Origin of the sequence: Streptomyces sp. DH10 (assembly GCF_029813805.1) — a bacterium.
Taxonomy (GTDB): Bacteria; Actinomycetota; Actinomycetes; order Streptomycetales; family Streptomycetaceae; genus Streptomyces; species Streptomyces coeruleofuscus.
Window position 1 is genome coordinate 131,535 of sequence record NZ_JARVKU010000015.1, and the last position, 22,558, is coordinate 154,092.

Annotated in this window: 22 protein-coding genes; 4 read left to right on the forward strand and 18 right to left on the reverse strand. The window is 68.1% G+C overall.

All coding sequences use genetic code 11. The features are described 5' to 3' along the window. Window positions 1–9 precede the first annotated feature (9 nt). The 4 genes from QC385_RS28170 to QC385_RS28185 all read right to left on the reverse strand — a co-directional run bounded on the left by QC385_RS28170 (window position 10) and on the right by QC385_RS28185 (window position 3,125). A complete protein-coding gene (locus QC385_RS28170; RefSeq protein ID WP_279544187.1) occupies window positions 10–849 on the reverse strand; it encodes a class I SAM-dependent methyltransferase in 840 nt (279 codons plus the stop codon). Between the two features lie 36 nt (window positions 850–885). Then, entirely contained in the window at window positions 886–1,341 is a 456-nt protein-coding gene (locus QC385_RS28175; protein ID WP_279544188.1) for a GNAT family N-acetyltransferase, read from the reverse strand. Between the two features lie 108 nt (window positions 1,342–1,449). Next, window positions 1,450–2,478 carry a hypothetical protein gene (locus tag QC385_RS28180; RefSeq protein WP_279544189.1) on the reverse strand — a complete coding sequence of 343 codons (1,029 nt, stop codon included), beginning with the start codon at window positions 2,476–2,478 and terminating at the stop codon, window positions 1,450–1,452. Beyond that, window positions 2,466–3,125, reverse strand: coding sequence for a hypothetical protein (locus QC385_RS28185; protein WP_279544190.1), 660 nt, complete (start codon window positions 3,123–3,125; stop codon window positions 2,466–2,468). Before QC385_RS28185 ends, QC385_RS28180 begins: the two co-directional genes overlap by 13 nt. 317 nt (window positions 3,126–3,442) lie before the next feature. On the opposite strand from QC385_RS28185, the gene QC385_RS28190 reads away from it, so the two are divergent. Next, window positions 3,443–3,820, forward strand: coding sequence for a DUF192 domain-containing protein (locus QC385_RS28190; protein ID WP_279544281.1), 378 nt, complete (start codon window positions 3,443–3,445; stop codon window positions 3,818–3,820). 91 nt (window positions 3,821–3,911) lie between these two features. Here QC385_RS28190 and QC385_RS28195 read toward each other — a convergent pair whose 3' ends face one another. The 9 genes from QC385_RS28195 to QC385_RS28235 all read right to left on the reverse strand — a co-directional run bounded on the left by QC385_RS28195 (window position 3,912) and on the right by QC385_RS28235 (window position 12,624). Further along, window positions 3,912–4,745, reverse strand: a complete 834-nt coding sequence (locus QC385_RS28195; protein WP_279544191.1) for a hypothetical protein — start codon at window positions 4,743–4,745, stop codon at window positions 3,912–3,914. Between the two features lie 113 nt (window positions 4,746–4,858). Next, a complete protein-coding gene (locus tag QC385_RS28200) occupies window positions 4,859–5,602 on the reverse strand; it encodes a hypothetical protein (protein WP_279544192.1) in 744 nt (247 codons plus the stop codon). 135 nt (window positions 5,603–5,737) lie between these two features. Then, the gene (locus tag QC385_RS28205) at window positions 5,738–6,823 is read right to left on the reverse strand and encodes a hypothetical protein (protein WP_279544193.1); all 1,086 of its coding nucleotides are present in this window, start codon (window positions 6,821–6,823) and stop codon (window positions 5,738–5,740) included. Between the two features lie 2 nt (window positions 6,824–6,825). Continuing rightward, window positions 6,826–7,377: a hypothetical protein gene (locus QC385_RS28210; RefSeq protein ID WP_279544194.1), complete on the reverse strand. Its 552-nt coding sequence runs from the start codon at window positions 7,375–7,377 to the stop codon at window positions 6,826–6,828. A gap of 264 nt (window positions 7,378–7,641) precedes the next feature. Then, the gene (locus QC385_RS28215) at window positions 7,642–8,262 is read right to left on the reverse strand and encodes a hypothetical protein (protein ID WP_279544282.1); all 621 of its coding nucleotides are present in this window, start codon (window positions 8,260–8,262) and stop codon (window positions 7,642–7,644) included. Between the two features lie 134 nt (window positions 8,263–8,396). After that, window positions 8,397–8,831: a hypothetical protein gene (locus QC385_RS28220; RefSeq protein ID WP_279544195.1), complete on the reverse strand. Its 435-nt coding sequence runs from the start codon at window positions 8,829–8,831 to the stop codon at window positions 8,397–8,399. A 61-nt stretch (window positions 8,832–8,892) separates the two neighbouring features. Then, entirely contained in the window at window positions 8,893–9,624 is a 732-nt protein-coding gene (locus QC385_RS28225) for a hypothetical protein (RefSeq protein WP_279544196.1), read from the reverse strand. A 15-nt stretch (window positions 9,625–9,639) separates the two neighbouring features. Next, the gene (locus QC385_RS28230) at window positions 9,640–11,949 is read right to left on the reverse strand and encodes a Tox-REase-5 domain-containing protein (RefSeq protein WP_279544198.1); all 2,310 of its coding nucleotides are present in this window, start codon (window positions 11,947–11,949) and stop codon (window positions 9,640–9,642) included. Window positions 11,950–12,123: 174 nt separating this feature from the next. Next, entirely contained in the window at window positions 12,124–12,624 is a 501-nt protein-coding gene (locus QC385_RS28235; RefSeq protein ID WP_279544200.1) for an ATP-binding protein, read from the reverse strand. 270 nt (window positions 12,625–12,894) lie between these two features. Here QC385_RS28235 and QC385_RS28240 point away from each other — a divergent pair, with 270 nt between their 5' ends. Then, window positions 12,895–13,746 (forward strand): helix-turn-helix domain-containing protein, encoded by an 852-nt coding sequence (locus tag QC385_RS28240; protein ID WP_279544201.1) that lies wholly within the window; start codon window positions 12,895–12,897, stop codon window positions 13,744–13,746. A 12-nt stretch (window positions 13,747–13,758) separates the two neighbouring features. After that, window positions 13,759–13,950, forward strand: a complete 192-nt coding sequence (locus QC385_RS28245) for a hypothetical protein (RefSeq protein ID WP_279544202.1) — start codon at window positions 13,759–13,761, stop codon at window positions 13,948–13,950. Between the two features lie 529 nt (window positions 13,951–14,479). On the opposite strand, the gene QC385_RS28250 is transcribed toward QC385_RS28245, so the two are convergent. Both QC385_RS28250 and QC385_RS28255 read right to left on the reverse strand, forming a co-directional pair. Beyond that, complete coding sequence (locus tag QC385_RS28250) at window positions 14,480–15,499, reverse strand: hypothetical protein (RefSeq protein WP_279544203.1); 1,020 nt, start codon at window positions 15,497–15,499, stop codon at window positions 14,480–14,482. A 142-nt stretch (window positions 15,500–15,641) separates the two neighbouring features. Beyond that, on the reverse strand, window positions 15,642–16,961 hold the full coding sequence (locus QC385_RS28255; RefSeq protein WP_279544204.1) for a hypothetical protein: 1,320 nt from the start codon (window positions 16,959–16,961) through the stop codon (window positions 15,642–15,644). 226 nt (window positions 16,962–17,187) lie between these two features. Here QC385_RS28255 and QC385_RS28260 point away from each other — a divergent pair, with 226 nt between their 5' ends. Continuing rightward, entirely contained in the window at window positions 17,188–17,814 is a 627-nt protein-coding gene (locus tag QC385_RS28260) for a hypothetical protein (protein WP_279544205.1), read from the forward strand. 206 nt (window positions 17,815–18,020) lie between these two features. Here QC385_RS28260 and QC385_RS28265 read toward each other — a convergent pair whose 3' ends face one another. The 3 genes from QC385_RS28265 to QC385_RS28275 all read right to left on the reverse strand — a co-directional run bounded on the left by QC385_RS28265 (window position 18,021) and on the right by QC385_RS28275 (window position 22,551). Continuing rightward, window positions 18,021–19,088 carry a hypothetical protein gene (locus QC385_RS28265; RefSeq protein ID WP_279544206.1) on the reverse strand — a complete coding sequence of 356 codons (1,068 nt, stop codon included), beginning with the start codon at window positions 19,086–19,088 and terminating at the stop codon, window positions 18,021–18,023. Next, on the reverse strand, window positions 19,085–21,724 hold the full coding sequence (locus QC385_RS28270) for a hypothetical protein (RefSeq protein ID WP_279544207.1): 2,640 nt from the start codon (window positions 21,722–21,724) through the stop codon (window positions 19,085–19,087). The genes QC385_RS28265 and QC385_RS28270 overlap by 4 nt, the downstream gene beginning before the upstream one ends. 179 nt (window positions 21,725–21,903) lie before the next feature. Further along, window positions 21,904–22,551, reverse strand: coding sequence for an OmpA family protein (locus tag QC385_RS28275; protein ID WP_020276598.1), 648 nt, complete (start codon window positions 22,549–22,551; stop codon window positions 21,904–21,906). Window positions 22,552–22,558 lie beyond the last annotated feature (7 nt).

Sequence of the window (22,558 nt, forward strand, 5' to 3'; positions counted from 1 at the left end):
GCGGCGGAGTCAGGGGGGCGGGGCACTGGGACTGCCCGGCTTGCGGGCCTCGAAGAGGTGCCGGGTGCTGTGGGCGACGCAGGGCCCGTCGGACTGGATCCGCTCGTGCAGTGCACGGAGCTGCGGCTCGTACGCCTCGACGGTGAAGCCGGGCACCATCCACACCACCTTCCGCAGGAAGTGAACGACCGCGCCGATGTCGTAGAACTCCATGCGGAGCCGCTCCGCCCGCAGCTCGACGACGTCGAGCCCCGCGGCCTCGGCGTCGGCCCGCTCGCGCTCGGGGTACCGGCCGCTGTGCACCTCGTCCGGCTGGGGCCCGCGGAAGTGCTCGACGAGTTCGAAGACGCTGGCCGGTCCCACGTGCTGGGCGAAGTACGTCCCTCCGGGCTGGAGGACGCGGGCGATCTCGCCCCAGTGCGGACGGACGGGATGCCGGCTCACGACCAGGTCGAAGGCACCGTCGGCGAAGGGCAACGGGGCGTCCTCGGGCGCGGCGACGACCGCGACTCCGCGCGGACGGAGCAGGGCGGTCGCCTTGGCCGCGTTCGGCGGCCAGCCCTCGGTGGCGACGACGAGCAGGGGCCGCTTCGGGGCTCTGGCGAGAGCGAAGTCCAGCACTTCCCCGCCGCCGGTCTGGATGTCGAGCACGGCAGACGCCCGCCCCAGCCGCGCGGCCGCCGACGTCGCATACCCCCAGGAGGGCCGCGCCTCGGTGGCCCGCCCCTCGAACCAGGAGAAGTCCCAGCCTTCGGTGGGAACACAGGCGCCTTCGGCGACGAGGTCTTCGAAGGTGCGGTGAGGTCGGTGGGGTCGCTGCGTTCGGTGCGGTTCGTGATGCTCTGCCATAGGCCCCTTCTCACCTCTTCCTGTCACGTCTTCCTGTCACGCCAGAACGAACATGACGTGCTCCCGCTCTCCGTACCGGACAGTGCCGGCGGGACGGAAGCCGTGCTTCTCGAGAAGACGCACGGAACCGGTGTTACCGCTGAAGGGATCGGCGTGCAGAGGCCGGTTCTTCTCCCGCTCCAGGAAGAGTTCCAGAGCCCTGCTGCCGATGCCGCGCCCCCAGTACGCGCGCCCGAGCCAGTACCCCAGGAAGCGGCGGTCCCCGTCCCACCAGGCGACGATGTTGCCGGCGACGTCACCGTCCACGGTCACGGTCTGGACGAGACAGGTCTCGTCCCCGAGGACCCGCTCCTTCCAGTGCGACATGAAGGCTTCCCGCGGCCGGGGCGTGAACCTCGACCGCCGGGCTGCCTCGGGATCCTGCTCGTAAGCGCAGAACGCGTCGAGATCGTCTTCCACGACATCGCGCAGCCGCACGTCTTCGATTCTCATGCGGTGAGTGTGGCACCGGGCACTGACAATGCCGCCGCGGAAGCCGCGGCAGTTCGGCCCCTGCCTCGGCCGACCGCTCGACGGCACCACCCGTCGAACCGGAGCCGGTCAGCGGTTGACGGACTGGATCTCCTGTACGACGACGTCCTGGGTGGCGCCGAAGGTGCCGTCGGGAAGGTCGCCGCCCGCGCCGCCGGTGCCGGTCCACTCGATCTGCCAGGTGACGGTGGCCTGGAGCGGGTACGTGCCGTTGCCCGAGGAGCGCAGGTATTTCACTCCGCAGGGCGGGGTCTGGTCCGCCTTGCCCTTGGCGTAGGGCTCACCGATGCGGCCGTTGTTGATTTCGCAGACGCCGGAGGCCGGGTAGGTCACGGCGTCCTTGGTGCCCGGTTCGATCCTGAGCGACACCGGTTCCGCCGTCGCGGTCGCCTGGATGTCGAGCACCGGGACGGACGCCGTGACGGAGACCGGCTTGAACTGGGCGTCGTCCAGCCAGGACCAGGTCGGGAGGTTGACCTTGGTCTCCTCGGCGGGGGCCAGGGTCACCTTGGTGCTGGGGACGCGGATTTCCGCGTAGGCGAGTTCGGCGAGGATCTCGGGCGTGACGGCGTTCTCGATGTTCGCGGGCGGGGGGTCGCCCTGGTCCACCCAGAAGATTTCTTCGTCGCAGGAGTCCCAGCCCGCCGGGAAGTCCCTGTTGACGAAGGAGTCCCAGAAGTAGCCCTCGCCGGTCTTGTCCTTGTTGAAGTCCTTGTAGGGATGCCCGTTGACGTAACGGTCCCGCTGTTTGGCGTCCCACTCGTAGCCCGTCGAACCGGCCTCCCAGGTCGGTTCCAGGTACTTCTGGAGCTGTTCCGGGGTGTACTTCGGTGCGTACCAGCACGGCGGCGGCGTCCAGGACGTGGACGACGTCAGCGCGCCAGCGGAGTTGCCGCTGCCGTTCTTGGAACGGTCGAAGACGATGCCGCCCGCGGTGACGGAGAGGGTGCCGTCTGCGCCTACGTTGGCGCCCTGTTGCTCATCACCGTTGCTGCCATGCTCGTCTCGCTCGGCGAAGGCTGTCGGAGCCACGAGGAGGGAAGAACACACGAGTGCCAGAACCGTTGCGGCTCTAGCCGAGTTCCTTAGGGCTGGCACGTCTTGCTCCCCCTGTTCGACGCGATGTTCGTGGTCTGCCAGACGCCTTCGGCGTTCTTGCTGAGAACGGTGTTGTACAGCACGTAGGCGTTCGCGGTCGCCGGCGACCTGTCGACCGACCCGGTCTTCCGGTTCTTGATGAAGGACTTGCTCTCGTCTGAGCAGTAGGTGACGTAGGCCTTTTTGTCTCCGGAAAGAGTGATCTTGTAGTCGGAATAACGGGTCTGCCCGACCCACGTGTCGCCGTCGTCGATGTATCGCTGGACGTACGTGATGGACGATTGCAAGGCCTTGCCCGTGTTGTAGAAGCCGAGCGCCTTCGTGTCGGTGCTTCCCTCAAAAATCGCTTCGTCCACGGAGTCGACGCTCCGCATGCTGTCCGCGAGAGCCGCGTCCTTCACGCTGTCGCCTGTCTTCTGGTACTCGAAGACGTTCTTGGCGTCGGAGGGGAAGGTGATCTTCGGACGGTCGGCGGCGTCCGATGCGCTCGGGCTGGTCGAGGGCGAAGGCTTGTCGCCCGTGTCGGCTCCCGCGATCTTGTCATTGTCCTTGCTCTTGGAGCTGTCATCGCTCCCGCACGCGGACAGCGTCAGGGCCGCAGCGGCGGTCAGCGTGAGCGCTGCGAGGAAGGTGGGGCGGCGGTTCACGGTCGGCTCCCGGTAAGAGGCGAGGCTTCTCTTGAGCGAACCAAAGCTATCCAGCGGTGTGGGGCCGCACCAGAGTGAGCCTTGTCGACCGGTGGGGTGTATGGGGAGGAATCGGCGATACGCCGACCAGTTCCAGCCGTAACGGTTGCATAACGCGCCAACAGGTTCTTCAGGAGGCGGGCGTTCCAGTCCTGAACAAGCCAAGGGCCGTGGGGCATGGGCCCGTGGGCCTATGTGGGGCCTACTCGCCTATGGATACGTTCGGCTTCGACAACCGGTGGCCAAGGTGGCCGGTGGGACGGTCGGAGGTGGCCCGTATGGGGCGGCAGTGGTGGGACGGGCGTGGGGAGTTGGTCGTGCACGGGGGTGGTGGAGGGCCGGCCGTTCGGGTGCCGTTGGAGATCGCCACCTCCTATCGGGCCCGTACCAAAGGGTTGTTGGGGCGGGATTCCATCGAGGGGGCGATTCTGCTCTCCCCCGCCAACAGCGTGCACACCTTCCGGATGCGCATGCCGATCGATGTCGCCTACCTCGATCGTGACCTTCGCGTCATCGCCGTGCGGACCATGCGGCCGGGGCGGCTGGGGATGCCGCGGCTGCGGGCCCGGCATGTGGTGGAGGCGGAGGCTGGCGTAATGAGGGAGTACGGGCTGCGAGAGGGCGCGTGGGTGGAGGTGGTCGTGCACGGGAGCTAGGGGCCCGTCCAAGTGCCGGACAGCGGCGTTCGACGGCCGCCGGTCACGCCGGCACGACGAGTCGTCGCTCCCACCTCTCCCTCACCCCGGCTCACCAAGGCGTCCGGAGAGGAAGCCGGTTCCACCACCAACGGGCAGCTTTCCCCTCTCGCGTGGGTTTGGTGTCGGTGTAGTCGCTGAAAGTCCGGTCGAGTCGGGTCACCGTGTCCCGCAAAGCGTCCGCGTACGCCGCGTCCACCTCTGAGATGAGTAGCTCCAGTGCGTCGCGGGCCTCCAGGTCACGGCGGAAGAGGTCTTCTCGGTACCGGCCCGAAGGGACCCAGTCGGACTGAAGTCGGCGGGTCAGCCTTTCCCATACGCGCAATGCATAGTGCACACGGCCCTCGACGCTCGCCGCCGTGCCTGTGGGGAGTGTCGCGAGGAAGGCGTCGGAGACGGGGGTGGAGATGGGCTGTCTGTCGAGGATTTCCGGGAGCACCTCCACCCGCGCTCGGGGCAGGTCCGGGACCTCCTCCTCCACGGCGTCCACGCGGTAAGCCGTGTCCTCGTCGGTGTCGACGGCTTGCAGGCGGCACCTGACGGAGCGTCCGTCCTGCACGGCGACCCAGTAGGCGCTCGGTAGGTCGAGTTCCGAGGGGTGCAGGACGGAGCTTTTCAGCCTGCCCGCAAGGCCGAGTGCGAGCCGCCCCTCCGTGAGGGTGCCGGCGGTGGCGTCCTCCACGGTGATGTCCAGTTCCATTGCCAGGTCACCGGGGGGAAGCAAGCGGAAGGTGCAGAGCACGGGAGCGTCCCAGTGTCGGTCCTCCTGGTCCCCGTCCGCGTCGGCCACGTCGACGGCCCCGTCCGGCAGTGCCAGCATGTCCGCCAGGGCGCGTCGCAGACTCTCCGGGTCCAGCTCCGCGACGGTGAAGAGGTTCCCGATCACTGGCGCGCTCCGATCACTTGTACGTCCCGTCGTAGACGGCCTTGGCCTTCTCGACCTTCGCGGGGTTGCCGACGAACTTCGGATCGCGCTGGAGCTGCTTCGACTTGCCGACGTCACCCTGTTCCGCGGCGTTGGAAGCAGATCGTCCCCTCGCTCCACCGGTCGAAGAGCATGCTCCGTGCCGCGTCCGCGTTCTCCCAACTCGCCGGACCGTCCGGCTTCACCGACAGGCGCTCCAGTGCCGCCCCGGCCTCTGGACCGCCCATCGCGCCCAGCAGTTCGATGGCCGAGTCGGCACCGATGTTCTCGGTCACGCAGCGCTCGGCCAGGTCCACCACCCAGTCGGCGAAGCGGCCCGGGTCGGGATCTAGGGTCAGCCAGCGGAACACCGAGTCGGCGATGTCGTCCCGCAGTGACGGGATCATGGCCAGCATCGCGGCTTCGACGTGCCGCACGACATGCCGCTGCAGCGGATAGAGCTGCGGGCGGCTCTGCCACGCGCGGACCAGTTCGTCCACACCGGACCACGTCACCTGGCTCGTGCGGGGCATCTTCGTGCCAACGGCCTGATGGAATTCCTCCCACACGTGCCACAACAGGCCGGGCGACGGCGGCTGAGGGACACGCGGAGCCAGTTCCGGGGCGTCCAGGAGTATGGCCACCACCCGCCGGGCCTCCGTCAGTCGCTCGTCGGTGCGGGGCAGTTCCGCGATCCGGCTCCAGTCGCACGCGTCCCAGGGCTGTGGCAGGGACCGCAGAGCGTGCGGCAGGACGTAGTCACCCTCCGGGTCGCGCCACCGCGCGACCTGCGGGTCCCACATCTCCTCGGCATTCGGCTCCGTATCCGACTCGCTCATGCCTGCCGTCCCGTCACCGTCTCGTCTCCGTCGTCCGCTCAGTGGCTCGCGGCGTCGGTCACGTCCGCGAGGCCGTGGGCTCGCAGGATCGTACGGGTCGCGGCGCGGGCGATGGTTCAAGGCGGGGAAGGCCGATCACCTGCTGTAGTGACGTCCGAGGCCGGTCAGCCAGATGTCCGGGGTTCGGCCCACCCTGACACTCACCTCTTCCCCACCGGCGGAGCGGATGTCCACCCACGTACGCCCGCGTTCGTCCTGCTCGGCCGGTCTGACGCTGATCACGGACCTGCGGTCGATCGCCAGCGCTTCACAGGCGAGAGATTCCCTCTCCTCCAGGAAGAGCAGGCGTGCGTCGGTCAGGACGAGGCACCCGTAACGGCCCGACCCCGCCGGGTCGTACGGCGCGCGCACGGCGGAGCGTCGTACGTGTTCCACCACCTCGCCGTCGCGCAGCACCGCGACCACGAGAGGCGCGAAGACATCGGCGAAGCCGGGCATCGAGTGATCGGAGTCGCGCTCGACGTAGCCGGGTCCGTAATCGCGGGCCGCCTCGGCATCCGCCTCGTGCAGCTTCCGCGGGATGTCCAGATGTGCCCGGGCCGCCGCTGCTCCGACCGTGTCCCCGGAGTCCTGGAGGAGTTGCGCGAGGAGCGCGGACGGTCCCTTGTGGCTCAGCTCCGTGCCGAAGCGCAGCGCGGTGCGGCACAGTTCAATCGCCTCATCGGCGTCGTCGGTCACCTCGGCGAGTTCGTGGGCGGCCTTGCCCGACGTGCTGCCCTCCCGTTTGCCGATGACCGCCCGGTAGTCGCGGCGGGCGTCGGCGAGGTCGCCCCGTTCGCGGGACCGGCGGGCCCGGTCGAGAAGTGCCTGCGCCACGTCGGCCCGGGCGCGGGACAGATTCACCTGGGTCACGGCGGGCCGGGCGCAGTCATGGCTCGTTGCTTCCCGCAGGACACGGTGGGTCCCGTTGGCCGCCGTCAGCCGTAGATCCACCTGCTCGTAGCCGTAGGTGGCGGCGAGGTGGTAGCCGAAGAGGGCCCGATCAGGTTTCTGTCTGCTCTCCTGCCGGGCCGACCACTCCAGGATCCCCAGCAACTGGTCACGCTTCCCGTGGTCCACGGCAGCCCGGCCGAGGAGGGAGTACAACCGGAACACGCGTACGTTCGGCCGCCGGGCGGCCCAGACCAGCAGGGCCTTCAGCATGAAGCGCGGAAGCCGCACGGTCAGCGGCCCGACACGAGTTGGAGGACGGCCGTACCGTCCTCCCCGGCCGCCGCCTGGATCACCACCGCGTCCGGCTGCGGGCTCGGGCGACCAGCATCCCCGAGGCCGCCGCACGAGTTGCCGCTGCCGTTGCTGCGGAGGACGGTGATGCAGCCCTGCCCCGGGCCGCTCGCGCTGCCCTTGGACTGGCCGCTGCCCGACTTCACCGTGTACGCGATGCTGTTCGGGCCGACCTCGGTGACGGACAGGGTGGCCGAGCCGCGCGGACCCGTGAAGGGGATGTTCACCGACTCGGAGACAGCGATCTCGCAGTTGCCGTCCGCGCAGGCGGTGATGTCACGGCCGTCCGCGGCCGACACCGAGGGCTTGGGCTCGGGAGTGGGCTTGGGTTGCTTCGTGGAGTCGGCCTTCGAGGGCCGCTCACCGGGTGGGGACGACGCCTTCGCGGGCTCGTCCGAGTCGCTGCCGCAGCCGGCCGCCGCCGTCAGGGCGATCAATGCGACGAGGACAACTCCACTTCTGCGCAGTCCGCGTGCTGACGTCGCGGCCATGATCTTCCCCCGTGTGCTGTGCTCCGGCGTGCGTGCCTCGGCTCCGGTGTTCGGCAGGCAGTATTCCCTCGAGTCACTGTCGTCATGCGCCCGGCAGCCGCGGCTACCTCATCGGCAGCCTGGGCCAAGAACGGAGTCGTTCGGTGCGAGTCGGGGGAAAGACGGCGCCGAGTCCGGTCATGCGGCTTACCGTTAACGGTTGACGGACTGGTCCTGGACCACGACGTCCTGGTCAGACCCCCAGGCCTCCGAGCGCGCTCCGCTTCACTTCAGGCACTGTTTCGCTCCCGCGGTCGAAACGATGCGCGTGGTCTGCCAGACCCCGTCGCTGTTCTTCTCCAGCCGCGTGTTGTAAAGGATGTAGTCCTCATCGGAGGGCGTGGTGACCTTCGGCTTGTTCGTCTTGAGGTCCTTGGCGTAGCCCTTGCTCTCATCGGCGCAGAACACGACCGAGGCCGCCTTGCTGCCATCGAGTGTCACGGTCCGGTCGTAGTACCGGATGGCGCCCGTGATGCCGAGATCGGCCTTCTTGAACTTGTCCACCCAGATCGCGGCCGCCTCCAGCGCCCTGCCGGTGTTGTAGAAGTTCAGCGCCTGCGCCTCGGGGTCCGTTCCCGCAATCGCCGCGTTGACCGAGCGCATGCGCTCGGCGTTGTCAGCGAGTACGGCGTCCTTGACGGCGTCACCCGTCTTGCCGCTTTCGAAGGTCATGATCAGGTCGGACGGCAGCTTGATCTCGGGACGAGCGGCGGTCTGCTGGGCCGATGCGCTGGGCGAGGCGTTGCCGGCACCGGTAGCGGCTCCCGCGATCTTGTCGTTGTCCTTGCCCTTGGAGCTGTCATCGCTCCCGCACGCGGACAGCGTCAGGGCCGCGGCGGCGGTCAGCGTGAGCGCTGCGAGGAGGGTGGGGGGCGGTTCACGGTCGGCTCCCGGTAAGAGGCGAGGCTTGGCTTCGGCGAACGAACCAAAGCTATCCGGCGATGGGTGCAAGGCTGCGATGGAAATGCCCCGTGGGGGTCCTAGTCGGGGAACCCCTCGTCGGAACCGGTCACCCCGGCGAACAGCACGACCGGCTCCTCTTTGTCTTCATGGCCGACGCTCGCAGCGACCAGACGGTCGCCGACCCGCCAGTACAGGAGGTCGCCGAAGTATCCGCTCTCGCACAGTTCCCGGAAGAAGGGCGGGAGCTCGTCGTCGTCCGGGTCCAGGAAGGCGTTGGCGTAATCCTCCATGGACAGGGATCCGTGCGGACCCCACCGGGCGTCCAACGCCGCTGCCAGGTCTTGCAACTCCCCCTCGAACTCCTCGCTGGTCCGCATGAGTTCGTCCCAGTCGTCGTTCGGCGGGGCGAAGTCCCGGCTCTCGTGCAGGGTCACGAGGTGGTAGGCGTCGCCGCCGGTCAGGGGGCGGACCAGGAGGTCGTCGATGCGGGCGATGTACTGCTGCACGCTCATCGAGGGGCACTCACTGTTTCGTCGTTCACCGAGATCTTGAACCGCTCACCGACCCGCACCGTCACAGCTTCGCCTCCGTGGCCGGGACCGGCAGGGGGTCCAGAGCACCGGTGCCGGCAAGCGTCTTGTGAGCGGCGAGCACCGCCTGGGTGGACGGCGTTCCGCCGGAGCTGTCCGCGATCTCCAGAACAACTCCGCCGTGCCTGGCGGGCAGGCGCCGGAGAGCGGAGAAGTCCTCCGGGACGCGCGCGGCGCGGCTCTCCGACAGGTACACCGCCCACCCCGCGCGCGGGTGGGAGGCCCGCAGGCCATAGGCCGACCTGAGCTCGTTGTACAGCGGCCGGTCGTAAGTCAGCCCATGGTCCGCGTCCCACACGTCCGCCAGAAGCGCCAGCACCTCGGTGAACCGGCCCGTCAGGGGTACGGCCGCCGAACCGGACGCGGGGAACAGGTGCAGCACCGCCGTGAACGGGGAGTATTCGTTCGAGCCTCCCGCGATCACCCTGGCCCGCAGGTATGCGCCGTCCGGCCGGGTGGCCACGACGTTGGCCGTGTAGCCGAGGATGTCCCGGTCGTCCTGGGTATTAGCCGCCTCCAGTGCCGCCGCGAAACCCTCGGATTCCACGGGTACGGGCTGCCCCGGGCCGGAATCCTCCTCCCAGCGCCACTCGGCCGGCGCCCCCTCCGACAGGTCCGACAGCCCGGTCAGGAGCTCCAGCCACCGCTGAGCCAATTGCAGAGGTGTCTCCGGCCTGGGACCCCAGGAGACCTTCACGACCACTTCGCCCGACATGCGCGCTCCTCTTTCCTACTTCTCCGCCGGGATGTGCTTGACCACTACGTCCAGGTCGGCGTCGTCGAACGCCTTCTGTGCGGCCTCGGCCACCCGTTTGTTGGAGAAGTTCCATTCGACGGGCTTGCCGTTCGCAGCCCGCAGCTGGCGCTGCGCCTGCTCGATGAACTTGTCCGCCTGGGCCTTCTGAAGAGTCCCGTCCTTGCCGACCTTCTTGCCGTATCCGAACTTCGCCTCGATGTAAGTCTGCCGTGACGAGTCCCAGCCATCGAAGTCGACGTCCCTGCCTGTCCTCGGATCCTTGACAGCGTATTCCTTGCCCCGCTTCACATTGGTGACCTGCTCCTGGTAGCGCATCCAGCGCTCCATGCTCGGCCAGTACGCCACCGCCTTCTTGGCCTTCCACTGGCCGTCACCGCCATCCTTGGAGCCCTTTCGCGGGTTCTTCAGGTCGTTGTACCAGGACGGCTTCTTCCACTTGGCGACCTTCTTGCGGCTTTCTTCCTTCTTCGCCTCCTTCTCGGCCGCCTCGGCCTCCTCGGCCTGCTTGCGGGCTTCCTCCGCCTGTTTCCTGGCCTCCTCGTCGCAGCCGCCTTCGGCCAGTACGACATAGGGGGCGCGGGACCCGCCGGCGGCGAGGACCGTGGTGCCGCTGCCGGCGGACCCGGTCAGGCCCGGGATGTCGCCGTACGGGACACGGCGGCCGGGGGCAGAGGCAATGGTGCAGCCGGATTTCCTCGCCCTCTCCTCGGCCGCGTCCGCCGCCTCATCGGCCTCCTTCGCCGCCTTCGCCGCGGCGTCGGCGTCACCGGCCTTGGCCGCCTTCTTGGCGTCCTCCGCTGCCTTCGCGGCTTTCTCGGTGAGCTTGCCGACTTTGCCGAGCTTGCCCAGCTTGCCGAGTTTCTGAACGATCTTGGCTTCGCCGTAGCCTGGGATGAAGAGCGAGCCGACATTCCAGGCGACGTTGGTGACCGCGCGGGTTTTCTCGCCGTTGTTCCACTGGTCGCGGACCTCGTCGCCCACGAACGTGTCGTCCAGGACCTTGACACCCGTGTTCCACGACGCGCCGCCCCAGTCGGTGAGGGCGTCGAAGTAGTCGCCGTTCTCCCACTTCTCGCCTGCGTCCTTGGCGTCCTCGGACCACTGGTCGCCCAGCGAGCTGCCGTAGTCCTTCAGGCCTTCCCACGCCTCACCCGGGTTGGTGACCGTGTCCCAGATACCCGTGACGTCACCCCAGATGCCGTCGACGAACAGGCCCTGTCCCACCTGCTTGAACTGGTCCCCCACACAGCCGAAGAAGGCCCCGACGCCGGAGGTGCAGCCGTCGTCACCGCCGTCCCCAGCGGCCTGCTCGTCCTCCTCCCATCCAGGCTCGCCCTCAGCTGCGTCGTTCTTCTCTTCGTCGGTCTCCTCGGGGTACGAGACGGTGGTGTCCTCGCGGCCCTGCGAGGCGGAGCCGTTCTCGACACCCTCCTCACCGACCTGGCCGCCCGAGCCGGACCCGGGGGTGCCCTGGCCTCCGGAATCGGCTCCGCCGGGCCCGTTTCCGCCGGCGCCGTCGTTGCCTGTGCCGCCGTTGCCTGTGCCGTCGTTGCCGGCGCCGCCGTTGCCTGTGCCGCCGTTGCCTGTGCCGCCGCTCCCCGTGTCGCCGTCAGCGGATCCGCCGTTCTCGGCGCCTTGGCCGGCTGCGCCGTCACCGTCGGTCTCGTTCGCGCCGTCGCCGGCCTGAACCTCCTCCCCGCCGTTTCCTGTTTCCGCCGGGCACGCCGTGCCGGTGACCTTGCACACCGCCGACTGAATGCCGGTGAATATCTGCGTTCCCAGACCGCCGACCAGCAGAGCGACGATGATCGCCGCGACCACGGCCACCAGCCCCGCGTACTCCACCGCCGTCTGGCCCTCGTCCCGGCGCCAGCGGGTCATCCGGGCCAGGGAGAAGGGGCGGCGTTCCGCCCTGGCCGACTCGGGGAGGCGGTACCAGTCGCGGCTGTCCCCGCGGGTGAGGAAGTAGAGGATCAGCGCGGGGAGGAAGAGCTGGGTGTAGCCGCGCGGTGATCCGTCGGTGATGTTGGACATCGAGCCGAGGATCAGCCAGATCTGTACGGCGATCAGGCCGCCCCTGATCCTCGCTCCGCCCTCCCAGGTACGCCGGGCCAACCACCAGCCGACTGCTCCTGGGGCGGCGGCGTAGGCCGTCTGGGCGAGTACGCCGCCGTCCAGGGCGTCGTACGAGGCCGCGGTGAGCAGAAGGCCGAGGCCACCGACGACGGTGACCGCGAAGAGAGTGTGGACGAGCACCAGCGCCGCCGCGAGCGAACCCGGCATGTCCCTCCGCCGGCCAGGCCCCGACGGCCACCCGGCCCCGAACTCCGGCGCTCCCCCGATCAAGGCCATGTCCCCCCCCCACCTTCGCTCTACGACACGGCCCGAGCGTAGGAAGGGGACGGCGGGACGGGATGGGCCCGTGGCCCCAAAACGGGGCCTAAATGGCGGGGCCTATCACTCAAGTACGCCGCCGCCGCGTACGTACGCCCGTGCGCCGTGGTGCGGAAGCACGGCCCACATCCGCGTACCGCCGCCCGGCTCGCGCGCCTCGCCGAAACCCCAGTTGCCGCCGCACGACTTGACCACACAGGCGAGCACCCGCAGGGCCGCTCGGCGGCGGGTGTCGCAGGCCGCCGCCAGGTGGGGATTCGTGTGACGCGGGTGGCCGTCGTAGAGGATCACGCGCAGGGCGGACTCCCGGTAGCGCAGCGACATGTAGACCTCTGCGGAGGGTGTGAAGCGGCAGGCACAGGCCGCGAGTTCGCCGACCGCTTGCACCGCCGCGTCGGTGACGTCCTCCAGGCCGTGGGCTCGCAGGATCGTCCGCGTCGCCGTGCGGGCGATGGCCGGGCTTTGGAGTGCGGCAGGAAGCGTGAGGCTGTAGGCGAGGGTTTCGGGGGGCGGGGGTGTGGGGGCGGTGTCCGGGGACGAGCAGGTGGTCACGGACGCGGGCATGGCAACTCCCTTGGTCGTCGGGGGGGGATTGCGCTCCGCCGGGTGGCTCGTCTCCCTGACGCGGACCCACCCCTCCCAGGGCAGGAGTGTGTGGGTGGGCACGCGTGATGCGCTTCCGTTTTCGGCGGAGAGTTGTGTAGTCGATCTGTCACTGACGGTAGAGCAGTTGGCGGCACTAGTGCCACTTGTTCCTCAACATTGCCTCCTTTGAGTTGGCTCGGTTGCTCACCAGGGGCAAAATGAGTCGGACCACAGGGGAGGAAGGTGCCAATGCCGACACGGACCATGCCCACCGAACGTCAACGGCGTCTGGGTGCCGAGTTGCGGAAGATGCGGCTGGCCGCGGGCAGGACCACCGAGTACGCCGCCGGGCTGCTCGGGCTGGACCGGACGAAGGTCTCCAACATGGAGGCGGGGATCCGCGCCACCTCGCCCGAGCGCATCAGGGTCCTCGCCAGCAACTACGACTGCGCCGACCAGGCGTACGTCGAAGCTCTCGTCGCCATGGCCGACTCCCGCAAGCGGGGCTGGTGGGAGCAGTACCGCGGCATACTCCCCCAGGGTCTGCTGGACGTCGCCGAGTTGGAGTGGTTCGCCGAAAAGCTGCGGTCCTTGCAGACCGTGCACGTACCCGGACTGCTGCAACTGAGCGGGTACGCCCGCGCCGTCTTCGACTCCGCACTGCCACCGCTCCCCAAGTCGGAGGTGGAGCTGCGAGTTGCCCAGCGCATGCAGAGGCAGCAGGTTCTCGAGCGGGAAAGGCCTGTCGAATACGTCGCGTACGTCCACGAGTTGGCACTGCGCATGCAGTTCGGCGGGCGGCGCACGGCCAGGGAGCAGCTCCACCACCTGTGCGAAATGTCCGAGCACGACAACGTCGACGTACGGGTCCTGCCCGTCGAGGTTGGTGTGTTCCCAGGGGCGGGGCACGCGGTCCTGTACGCCAGCGCGGCTGTGCCCCAACTCGACACCGTGCAGCTCGACTCCGCACACGGCGGAGAGTTCACTCACGCCGAGGCCCAGTTGGCCAAGTACCGTGCACACATGGACTGGTGGCACGCCAAGTCGCTGGACCAGCAGGCATCACGGGACTTCATCCACCGCATCGCCCAAGCCCTCTGAGGAGCCGTCATCATGGCCGAGATCACCTGGGAAGAGCCCTACTGCGCCGAAGGCAACAACTGCTTCCGCATAGGCACTGACACCGAAGGCAACGCCTACATCGCCGTCGCCGGGCAGGAGGAGCGCCATCTGACCGACAGCCGCGATGCCCTCCGGGCACTCATCCAGGACATCAAGGCGGGCAAGGCCGACCATCTGCTGTAGGCCCCCACTGCAAGCCGGCCTCCGCTGCCTCGGTGAGCAGGCGCGTCGCATCGGTGACTGCGATATTCCGGTCGATTCGCGGGCCTCCTGCCGGTCGCTCTCGCACACCGACTCGTCCTGCACCAGGCGCGCCAGCGCCTGCTCACCGTGCGGGCGGCCGAGATCGCGGAGCAACCAGATGTTGTCGTAGCCGCCCAGACCGGCGTGTGCGCCCAGCTCGGCAAGCGCGACGGCCCGGGAGACGTCCCGGAGCTCACCTCGCCGCACGGCCTCCCGCAGCGACCACAGCAACCGTTGGGCCTCGGACGAAGCCTCCCAGCGTTCCCGCCGGGCCGCGAAATGCTGACGCTGCTCGTCGGTGAGCGGGAGACCGGGCTCCTCCTGGGCCCGATCCCAAAGGTCCTCCAGTTCCTCCGGCCAACCACTCGTTCTCGGCGGCGCAGCGGCGATCGCCGCCTCCAACTCTCCGAGGAGCGCAGCCGTGCGGTCGTCGGGAGCCTCCGCGTGATGCTCGTCGTATGCCACGGATTCAGGAGCCGCTCTCCGCCGCTGCCGCCTCGGAGAGCAGGCGCGTCGCCTCGGCCACGGCGACATTCCGGTCGATGTAGCGCCTGGCGAGGTCCTGGGCCCACGGGGAGAACTGGTCCTCTCGCCAAAGCCAGGACAGAGTGCCTTCCGCGGTCCAGGCACCAATGCGCGTGGCCCACCGGTCACCGAATTCCTCAGGCCCTTCACCTTGCAAATCCAGCCCCAGCTGCCTGCACTCGTACCAGCCCTCGGTCATGCGCTCTCGGGTAACCAGCCCGACATCCGGCATCAGATCTCGCAGCACCATGCGGATCTCCAGCCAATCGGGGCGCTCATCCTCGTCTTCGTCCCAGTCCCCCTCCCATTCCGGAATGGGCTCCGGAAACGGCAGCCTCGTGCTGGGCAAGAGCGCTTCGAGAATGGCGCGAGCCTGAGCGAAGCGCTCCTGCGTCGGTTCTTCCTCGATCTCCCAGCCGCTCTGCCAACCGACTGTCAGGTTCCGTACCAGCTCTGGCAGCAATGGCTCCTCACCTTCGACAGGACGGCTAGCCATCCCCCGGTACATCGGCTCCCGCAGACGCCTCAGCCACCAGCGGCCCCAGCGTCGAGCGCTGGCGCCCACATGCATGTCGGGCACCAGTCGTGCCAGCGCCTGCTCGCCATACGGCACACCCAGGCGGTAGAGGACGCTGATCGCATCGAACGCCGCAAGTCTGGCGCGCACACACGCCTCAGCAAGAACGGCGACCTCTGGGAGGGCGGTCACCCGGCCGTGCTCCACAGCCTTCTCCAGCGAGCGCAACAGACCATGGACACGTGACGACACCGCATTGCGGGCGCGTTGGGCCATGAAGAGCCGCCGCTGGCAGTCGGTGAGCGGCAGGTCAGGCTCCTTCTCAAACCGCTCGTAGAGGTCGTGCAATTCTTCGGACGTCCAGTAGCCGTCTGTGGTCGGCGGAGCGTCGGCCATCGCCGCCGCCAGTTCCCCGAGGATCTCGGGCACCTGCTGATCACCGGTCATGAGACCCCCAGAATTCCATCGCGGTCAACTCTGGAGGAGCCACTATGACCGACGGCATCACCTGAGAGGAGCCGCTGAACAGCGTTACCGATCCCTCGCCCCGTCGTACACCTTCGGCGGTCAGCAACGGGTGTAGCCGGCGTCATGGCGCCCACTCCTGCGCGGCGTTCCTCGTCGTGGCCGGCAGACTCGGATCGAAGGCCAGTCGCGCCAGGGCTTCCCGGCTGTCCGGCACGTCATCCGTGCGATGGAGGAACCAGATGGCCTCCTCTACCGCGCTGCCGCACCGGGCGCACCGCTCGGCGAGTTCCGCGGCCCAGAGGGTCGTTGCCGACAGAACAGCCGGTTCCTTGTCGCCTGCCGCTCCTCCGCCTTGCGGGAGGTCAGCGAGCCAGCGGAAGACGGCTGCGGTGACTCGGTCAGCGATCTCCTTGCACCAGACCTTGGCGAAGCACGCGGCGTCGATGCCTTCCAACTCGAACCCCAACGACTGGCACTCGCGCCACGCCTCGTTCATTCGCTCGCGAGTGACCAGCCGTGGGTACGGCATCAGGGCGCGCACCACCTCAGCGATGGCGCTGCAGTCCGCCGAAGCGTCACTGCACATCTGCGCGTCATCCGGCACCCGCTCGACAGTCAGACACGCCTCCAGTGCTGAACGCGCCTGGGCGAGACTGTGGGAGTCCGGCGCGGTCCCGCCCCAGCCGAAGTCGTTCTGCCAGGAATGCGGAAGACCCTGCAGCCCTTCGGGTAGCAGCGGCTCCTCGTCGCGGGTGACTTCCCGGGCCCGAACCTCGTACACCGAACGGCGCAGCCCGAGAAGCCGGGAACGCACATACGGGCGGAAGTCCCGGACCTGGTCGTCGTGTACGAGTTCTCTCAGGGCCTGCTCGCCGTGCGGACGACCGAGCGAGACAAGCAGGCGCACCGCCGCCTCGACCGCCATGCCGACCCGCACGAACGCCGCTGCGAGCAGCGCGGCGTTTTCAGCCTCCCCATCGTTCAGCAATCCGGCAGTGGTTGCACGCTCGATGAGAGCGAAGGCGTCGTACGCCAGCGCCTGCCGCACCGAGGCGGCCCACTCCGCCGCCACCCTGTCGACCCACTGTTCAGTCGGTGACTCAGGCACCGTGGGAATCCCCATGTCAGCCCAGGCTCCGACCACCTGCACCACCCGCTCCCGAGTGACCCGGGAAGTGCTCGGCATGATCCGGGTCAACCAGGTGTCTGCCTCGTCCAAGGTGTGGTCATCACGGTCGTCGTAGAAGTCCCGTAGTTCCTCGTCCCAGTCGTGCACACTCTGCCGTCGGTCGGGCAGGCACGCACGCAGCACCTGTCGGGCCTGCTCACGTCTCTCCTCCGTGGGAGCAAGTGCCTCCAGAACCTGAGACCTGCGGTATGTCAGATCCTGCCAAGGCGGTGGCAGCTCGCGTATGGCAGCGGGCAGCAGGTAGGTGTCCACAAGTCGCTCTCCGTCGCTGCCCCGGCAGCTTCCCGAGGCGCTGGCGTCATGAGACGTCCAGGTAATCCATCGTTTCCTTCGGGGTCTTCGTCCTGGACCATCCATGGTCCCAGCCTGCCTCAAGGGAACTCGCGCGCTGGGCGTCTTCAAGCATGCCGTGCTCGTGTTGCGCTGTACGCAACCATTAGAACACTCAGCAGCGGCAGCATTGGATACAGTCGCTTTTATGAGTACCGACATGTATGGATGGCTGGAATGCAGGCCCCAGCCTGGGCGCTATGGCACTGAACACGTGCTGTGGGAGGCCTTCTCCGAACTCCGGTACCTTCATTGGACCCGCGATTACATGTCGTGGTCAGCACTCTTCGACGTCCGGAGTGAGGAGCCTGTCAGAGCTCTCTTCCCTGAGCGCGGAGCCCCTGTAGATATGTCGGACACGGTACAAAGGGATGCGGACGATTTCCCTGGCCACAGTCATTCGTGGTTCTCGTGGCGTGAGCTGTCGGCTGTCGACTGGAATGCCCCCTGCATCGACGGTCCGTCTCGGTACTGGGTCCGGCGCTGGTCCCGCACCCATGAAGGATCCTTCGTACCCGACGGATTGGCCGCACTCCCGGATGAGCTGTACGACTCGGCCGCCGCCAAGTTCGGAGAAGGCAACATCGCTCCCTCCCGGTGGCCCGCCGACGGAGAGCTCTTGCTCGGCGACGCGGTGTACCGACCTGTCGTGCCTGCCTATCGCGACTTGGTACCGCCCGACGGACCATGGCGACCTGTGTGGAATGTGATGGGCACGCTGGCCGAACTCCATGGTGAGGACAACGTCCGCCTCGTCGTCTGGTTCGGCGGCTGAACGGAAACCTGGCGGCATCAGTCGTGCGTCACGGTGTGACGGCTATCCATTTATCAGGCTTGTCGATCTCAACTCGAGCCGTGCTCGGATTCACCTTCTTCCACTCGGAGAGTGTGTTGATCTCCCCGATGATTGTCCGGCTGACACGTCGAGTTCACCGTGTTCTTCACTTCGCCGTGATGCCCTCCGGGCGCTCATCCGGGACATCAAGACGGGCCAGGCCGACCATCTGCCGTAGGCCCCCACTGCGAGCCGGCCTCCGCCGCCTCGGAGAGCAGGCGGGTCGCTTCGGCCACCGCGACGTTCCGGTCGATGTAGCGCATGGCGAGGTCTTGGGCCCAGGGGGCGAAGCAGTCCTCGCGCCATAGCCATTCGAGCATGCCCTGTGCCAGAAACGCGGCGATGCGGGCGGCCCACCGTTCGGCGAAGGCCTCGGGGCTCGCGTCCTCCAAGTCGATGCCCAGTCGCTCACACTCGTACCAGGCCCAGATCAGACGCTCCCGCGTGACCAACCGTGCGTCGGGCATCAGGGGGATGAGGACCATGTGGACTTCCAGCCACGCCGGCCGGTCCTCCGCATCCTCCAGCCACTCTCCCTCCCATTCGGGAGGTTCCCCCGGCGCAAGCCGTTGGTCAGGCAGCAGCGCTTCGAGAACGGCCCGGGCCTGGGCAAAGCGTTCCGGTGCCGGTTCGTCCTCGATCTCCCAGCCGCCGGCCCAGCCGGATGTCAGATCGCGTACCACCTTGGGCAGGAGCAGCTCCTCGCCGTCGGTGGGACGAGCCGCCCGTGCCCTGTACTCCGGTCTCCTCAGCTTCGCGAGCCACTCGCGGGCGTCCTGTCGATCGCCTTCGCCTACGGACTCGTCCTTCACCAGGCGCGCCAGCGCCTGCTCGCCGTGCGGGCGGCCGAGGTCGCGGAGCAGGGCGATGTCCTGACGGACACCGAGACCGCGGCGCGCGGATGTTTCGGCCAGCGCAACGGCTCGTAGGACGTCCAGGACCTCGCCACGTTCCACGGCTTCTTGCAGGGAACGCAGCAGCCGTTGGACCTTGAACGACGCCTCCCAATCTTCCCGACGGGCCGCGAAGTGCTGACGCTGCTCGTCAGTGAGCGGGAGACCGGGCTCCTCCTGGGCCCGATCCCAGAGGTCCTCCAGCTCGTCCGGCCAGCCGCTCGTTCCCGGCGGGGCTGCGGCGATCGCCGCCTCCAACTCTTCGAGGAGCGCAGTTGCACGGTCCTCCTGACCCTCCGCGTGCTCCTCGTCGTACGTCATGAGACCCCCAGGTACTCCATCGCGGTCTTAGGGTCCTTCATCCTGCCGGAGCGCAGAGCGTCGTACCTGTCGGCCTCGCTCTTGGCGTTCCAAGCGTCGTTCATCGCCCTGAGCTGCGCGGGAGTCACCTCCTGGCCGGCGATGCGGGCGCCGACCTCGTTCTCGGCCATGCGGGAGGCCGGGGTTCCTTCGGGAGCACGCTCGCCCCGCCTGATGGGCTTGAACCCGTCGAAGATCTTCTGCCACCCCTTGGTGGAGGCGATCTCATAGCGAGCAACGCGGCCAGGCTCCCTCTTCTGCCACTTGCCCAACCTGCCGATCTGTTCGCTGATGGAGCCCTTGGTCGTCGCATTCCCCGTGTTCTTGACCTCCACGACATGCACCTTGCCGTCCTTGCCACGGTAGGCCACGTCGGCGTCCGGGATGCCCCTGACGTCGATCTCGCCTCCCAGGCCGTCCGGTCGTACCGGCAGGTCGCCTTTCTTCCGATCGGCGCCGTCACCAATGTCCGAGTACACCGTGCTGCCGTCAGCCGCCTCGTCCTGCGCCACGCGCTTCGTAGCGTTGGCCTCGGCCAGGTTCTCGGCGAGCTGGTCTTTGGTCTTGGAGTTCAGCACCTTGGTGGCGAGCTTCTCCCGGCTCTTGTTGTGGATGTTCTTCTGGTTCAGCAGCTCCGAGACGTCGGCGATGGCGTCCGCCGCCTCCTTCTTGCTGATGTCCTTGGAGTTCGGGTCGACGTCGTCCTTGGCCCGCCTGAGCAGGTTCTCGAGCTGGGGCTCCTGCAGGTTGACCTTCTCGTCCCCCGGGAGCCGCTTGGACGCCTTGATCTGCTCCCGCAGCAGATCAGCCCGCGCGTCCAGCGCCTCCTGCTGGGCCTGGCGCGCGTCGTCGGCGTCGTCGCCTGTGCACTCCTTGCCGCCTCCTGCGGCGACGACGATCCGGCCGCCCTGCGGGGCCGCCAGGACGCCGGTGCCGTTGCCCGGGACTCCGCGCAGGCTGCTCCCACCCCCGTACGGGACGCGCCCGAACGCGATGGTGCAGCTGCCGTTCTTCTCGGCCCTCTTCTTGGTCTCGTCGGCGTGCTTCTGGGCCTCGTCCGCAGCCTTCTTCGCGCCGTCGAAGTCGCCCGCCTTCGCCGCCTTGCGGGCCTTCTCGGCCGCGTCGGCCGCCTTGTCGAGGGATTCACCGACCTCGGCCAGCTTCTTGAACTTGGTGAACTTCGTGATGGTCTTCGGGCTGAAGATGCCGATGACGCCGACGACGGTGTTGCCGATGGAGGCGCCGTAGTTGCCCTTCTCCCAGTTCTCCTTGTCCACGAACGTGTCGGTCGCAAGGTCGGACACGAAGTCCTCGGGCGAGTTGACCCAGCCCCATACGGAGGAGACGTAGTTCCCCTTGTCCCACTCCTTGCCCAGTTCGTCGGCCTTGTCGCCCCACCAGTTGGTGGTGTAGCCCTTCAGGCCGTTCCAGCTGTCCTTGATCGAGCCGACGGGGTCGCTGACGACGTCCATGGTGCTGGCCAGGAAGCTCTTGGTCGGGGCCACGAAGAAGCCACGGACGTGGTCCATGAACGTCCTGTCGTGGCGTTCCTGGTCGTGTACGTCGTCCCAGAGCGACCTCTCGTCGAACGGCCCCGGAGCGAGGGGGACCGTGTCGTTCGTCCCCGCGCCCTCGTAGGTGATGATCCGAGTCGACCAGGCCGGACCGCCGTCGGTGTTGTTGCCGCCTGTAGCACCGCCGGTGCTCGTGCCTTCCTGGCCACCGGGACCGGCCTGGGTGCCCGAGTCGCCTTCTGTGCCTGTCTCGCCGTTCGCGGCCCCAGCGCCATCTGCCCCCGCGCCATCGTCCGCGTTCGCGCCGCCGTCCGCGTTCCCGCCGCCGTTCGGATCCGCGCCGTTGCCGCCGTCGGTGCCGGTGCCGGTGTCCGAACCGTCTTGCTGCGCGCCCTCGTTGTTGTCCCCGGCCGCACCCGTCTCCGTACCATCGCCCTGCGGAGCGGGGCAGGCCGTGCCCGTCACCGAGCAGACCGCCGACTGGATGCCGTCGGCGATACGCCCGCCGAGGCCGCCCACCGACAGCGCGACGATGATCGCCGCGACCACCGCGATGAGCCCTGCGTACTCCACCGCGGTCTGGCCCTCGTCCCGCCGCCAGCGGATCATCCTCGCCAGGTTGAACGCCCGGCGCTCCTCCCTGTCCTGGGGAGGGATCTCGAACCACTCTCGCGACCGGGCCCGACGCAACAGCACGATGACCGCAATCGGCATCGCCGCCTGCGTGAAGCCCCGCAGATCACCGTGTAACAGCGTGCCGAGCGACAGCCACACGATCCACGCCTGTACGGCGATCAGTGCGCGGCTCGTCCACACGCCGCCCCGCCACAGGCGCCGGGCCAGGTAGACCCCGGCCACGCTGGGCAGGGAGTCGTAGACCAGGATCCCGAAGATCTCCCCGGAGTAGTACGTCACCACCGACAGCACGGTGACCACGTACAGGACTGTCAGCGCGAACTGCACCCACAGGAGTACCTGCGCCCAGCCCAGCTGCCGCGGCAACGGCGAACGCCGGTCCCAGGAGGGAGTGTTCTGCGCACCCCAGATCCCGGTCGGGGGTATCGAGTTACCGGCACCGGACATGTGTGACCTCAGTTCAGCGGGCTGGCATTCAAGGCGGGCACCCGGCTGAGGCTATGGAGAATCGAACACTGACACATGGGCCCCCGGGCCCACCCTTGGCCCAACTTGAACCGCAGGGCCCGGGCCCGTCCCTGCCTGCCGTGGCACGAGACGGGCCCCGGTGAGGGCTTGCTGGTGACTCAGCTCTCCGTGCGCGGGAAGGAGACCTCGACGCGGCGGTTCTTCTTGCGGCCGGCCTCCGTGGAGTTGTCCGCGATCGGGTACTGCTCGCCGTAGCCGCGTACCTCGTAGGTGACGTTGGAGTCGTTCAGCTCCTGGTCCAGGACCTCCTGTACGGCGTTGGCGCGCTGCTTGGACAGGACGTCGCCGTGGGCGGAGGAGCCGAGGTTGTCGGTGAAGCCGAAGACGCGGATCTTCGTCGCGTTCTGAGTCTTGATCTCCTCGGCGATGGCGGAGATGCGGGCCTTCGCCTGGGCGCTGAGCTTCGCGCTGTCCTTGCCGAAGAGGACCTCGGCCTGGAGGGCGAACTTGACGTCGGCGTTGGTGTCTTCCCGGCGTTCGTCGCCGCTTTGGTCTTCTACGACCTGTTTGATGTCGAGGACCTTGGCGGCGGCCAGGGTGGCGCCCTCAGGGAGTTTGAGGTCGGGGTCGTTCGGGTCGACCTTGACGGGGGCGGAGGCCGAGGCCTCGGTTCCCGGGGGCACGCTGGGGCTTTCGTCGGCATGGGCCGACACGGCGCCGTAGAGGTTCGTGGCGACCATGACCGAGGCGGCGGTGAGGACCAGGGCGAGGCGTGGTGTCGCCTTCCGGGTGTGTGTACGGGTCATGACCGGC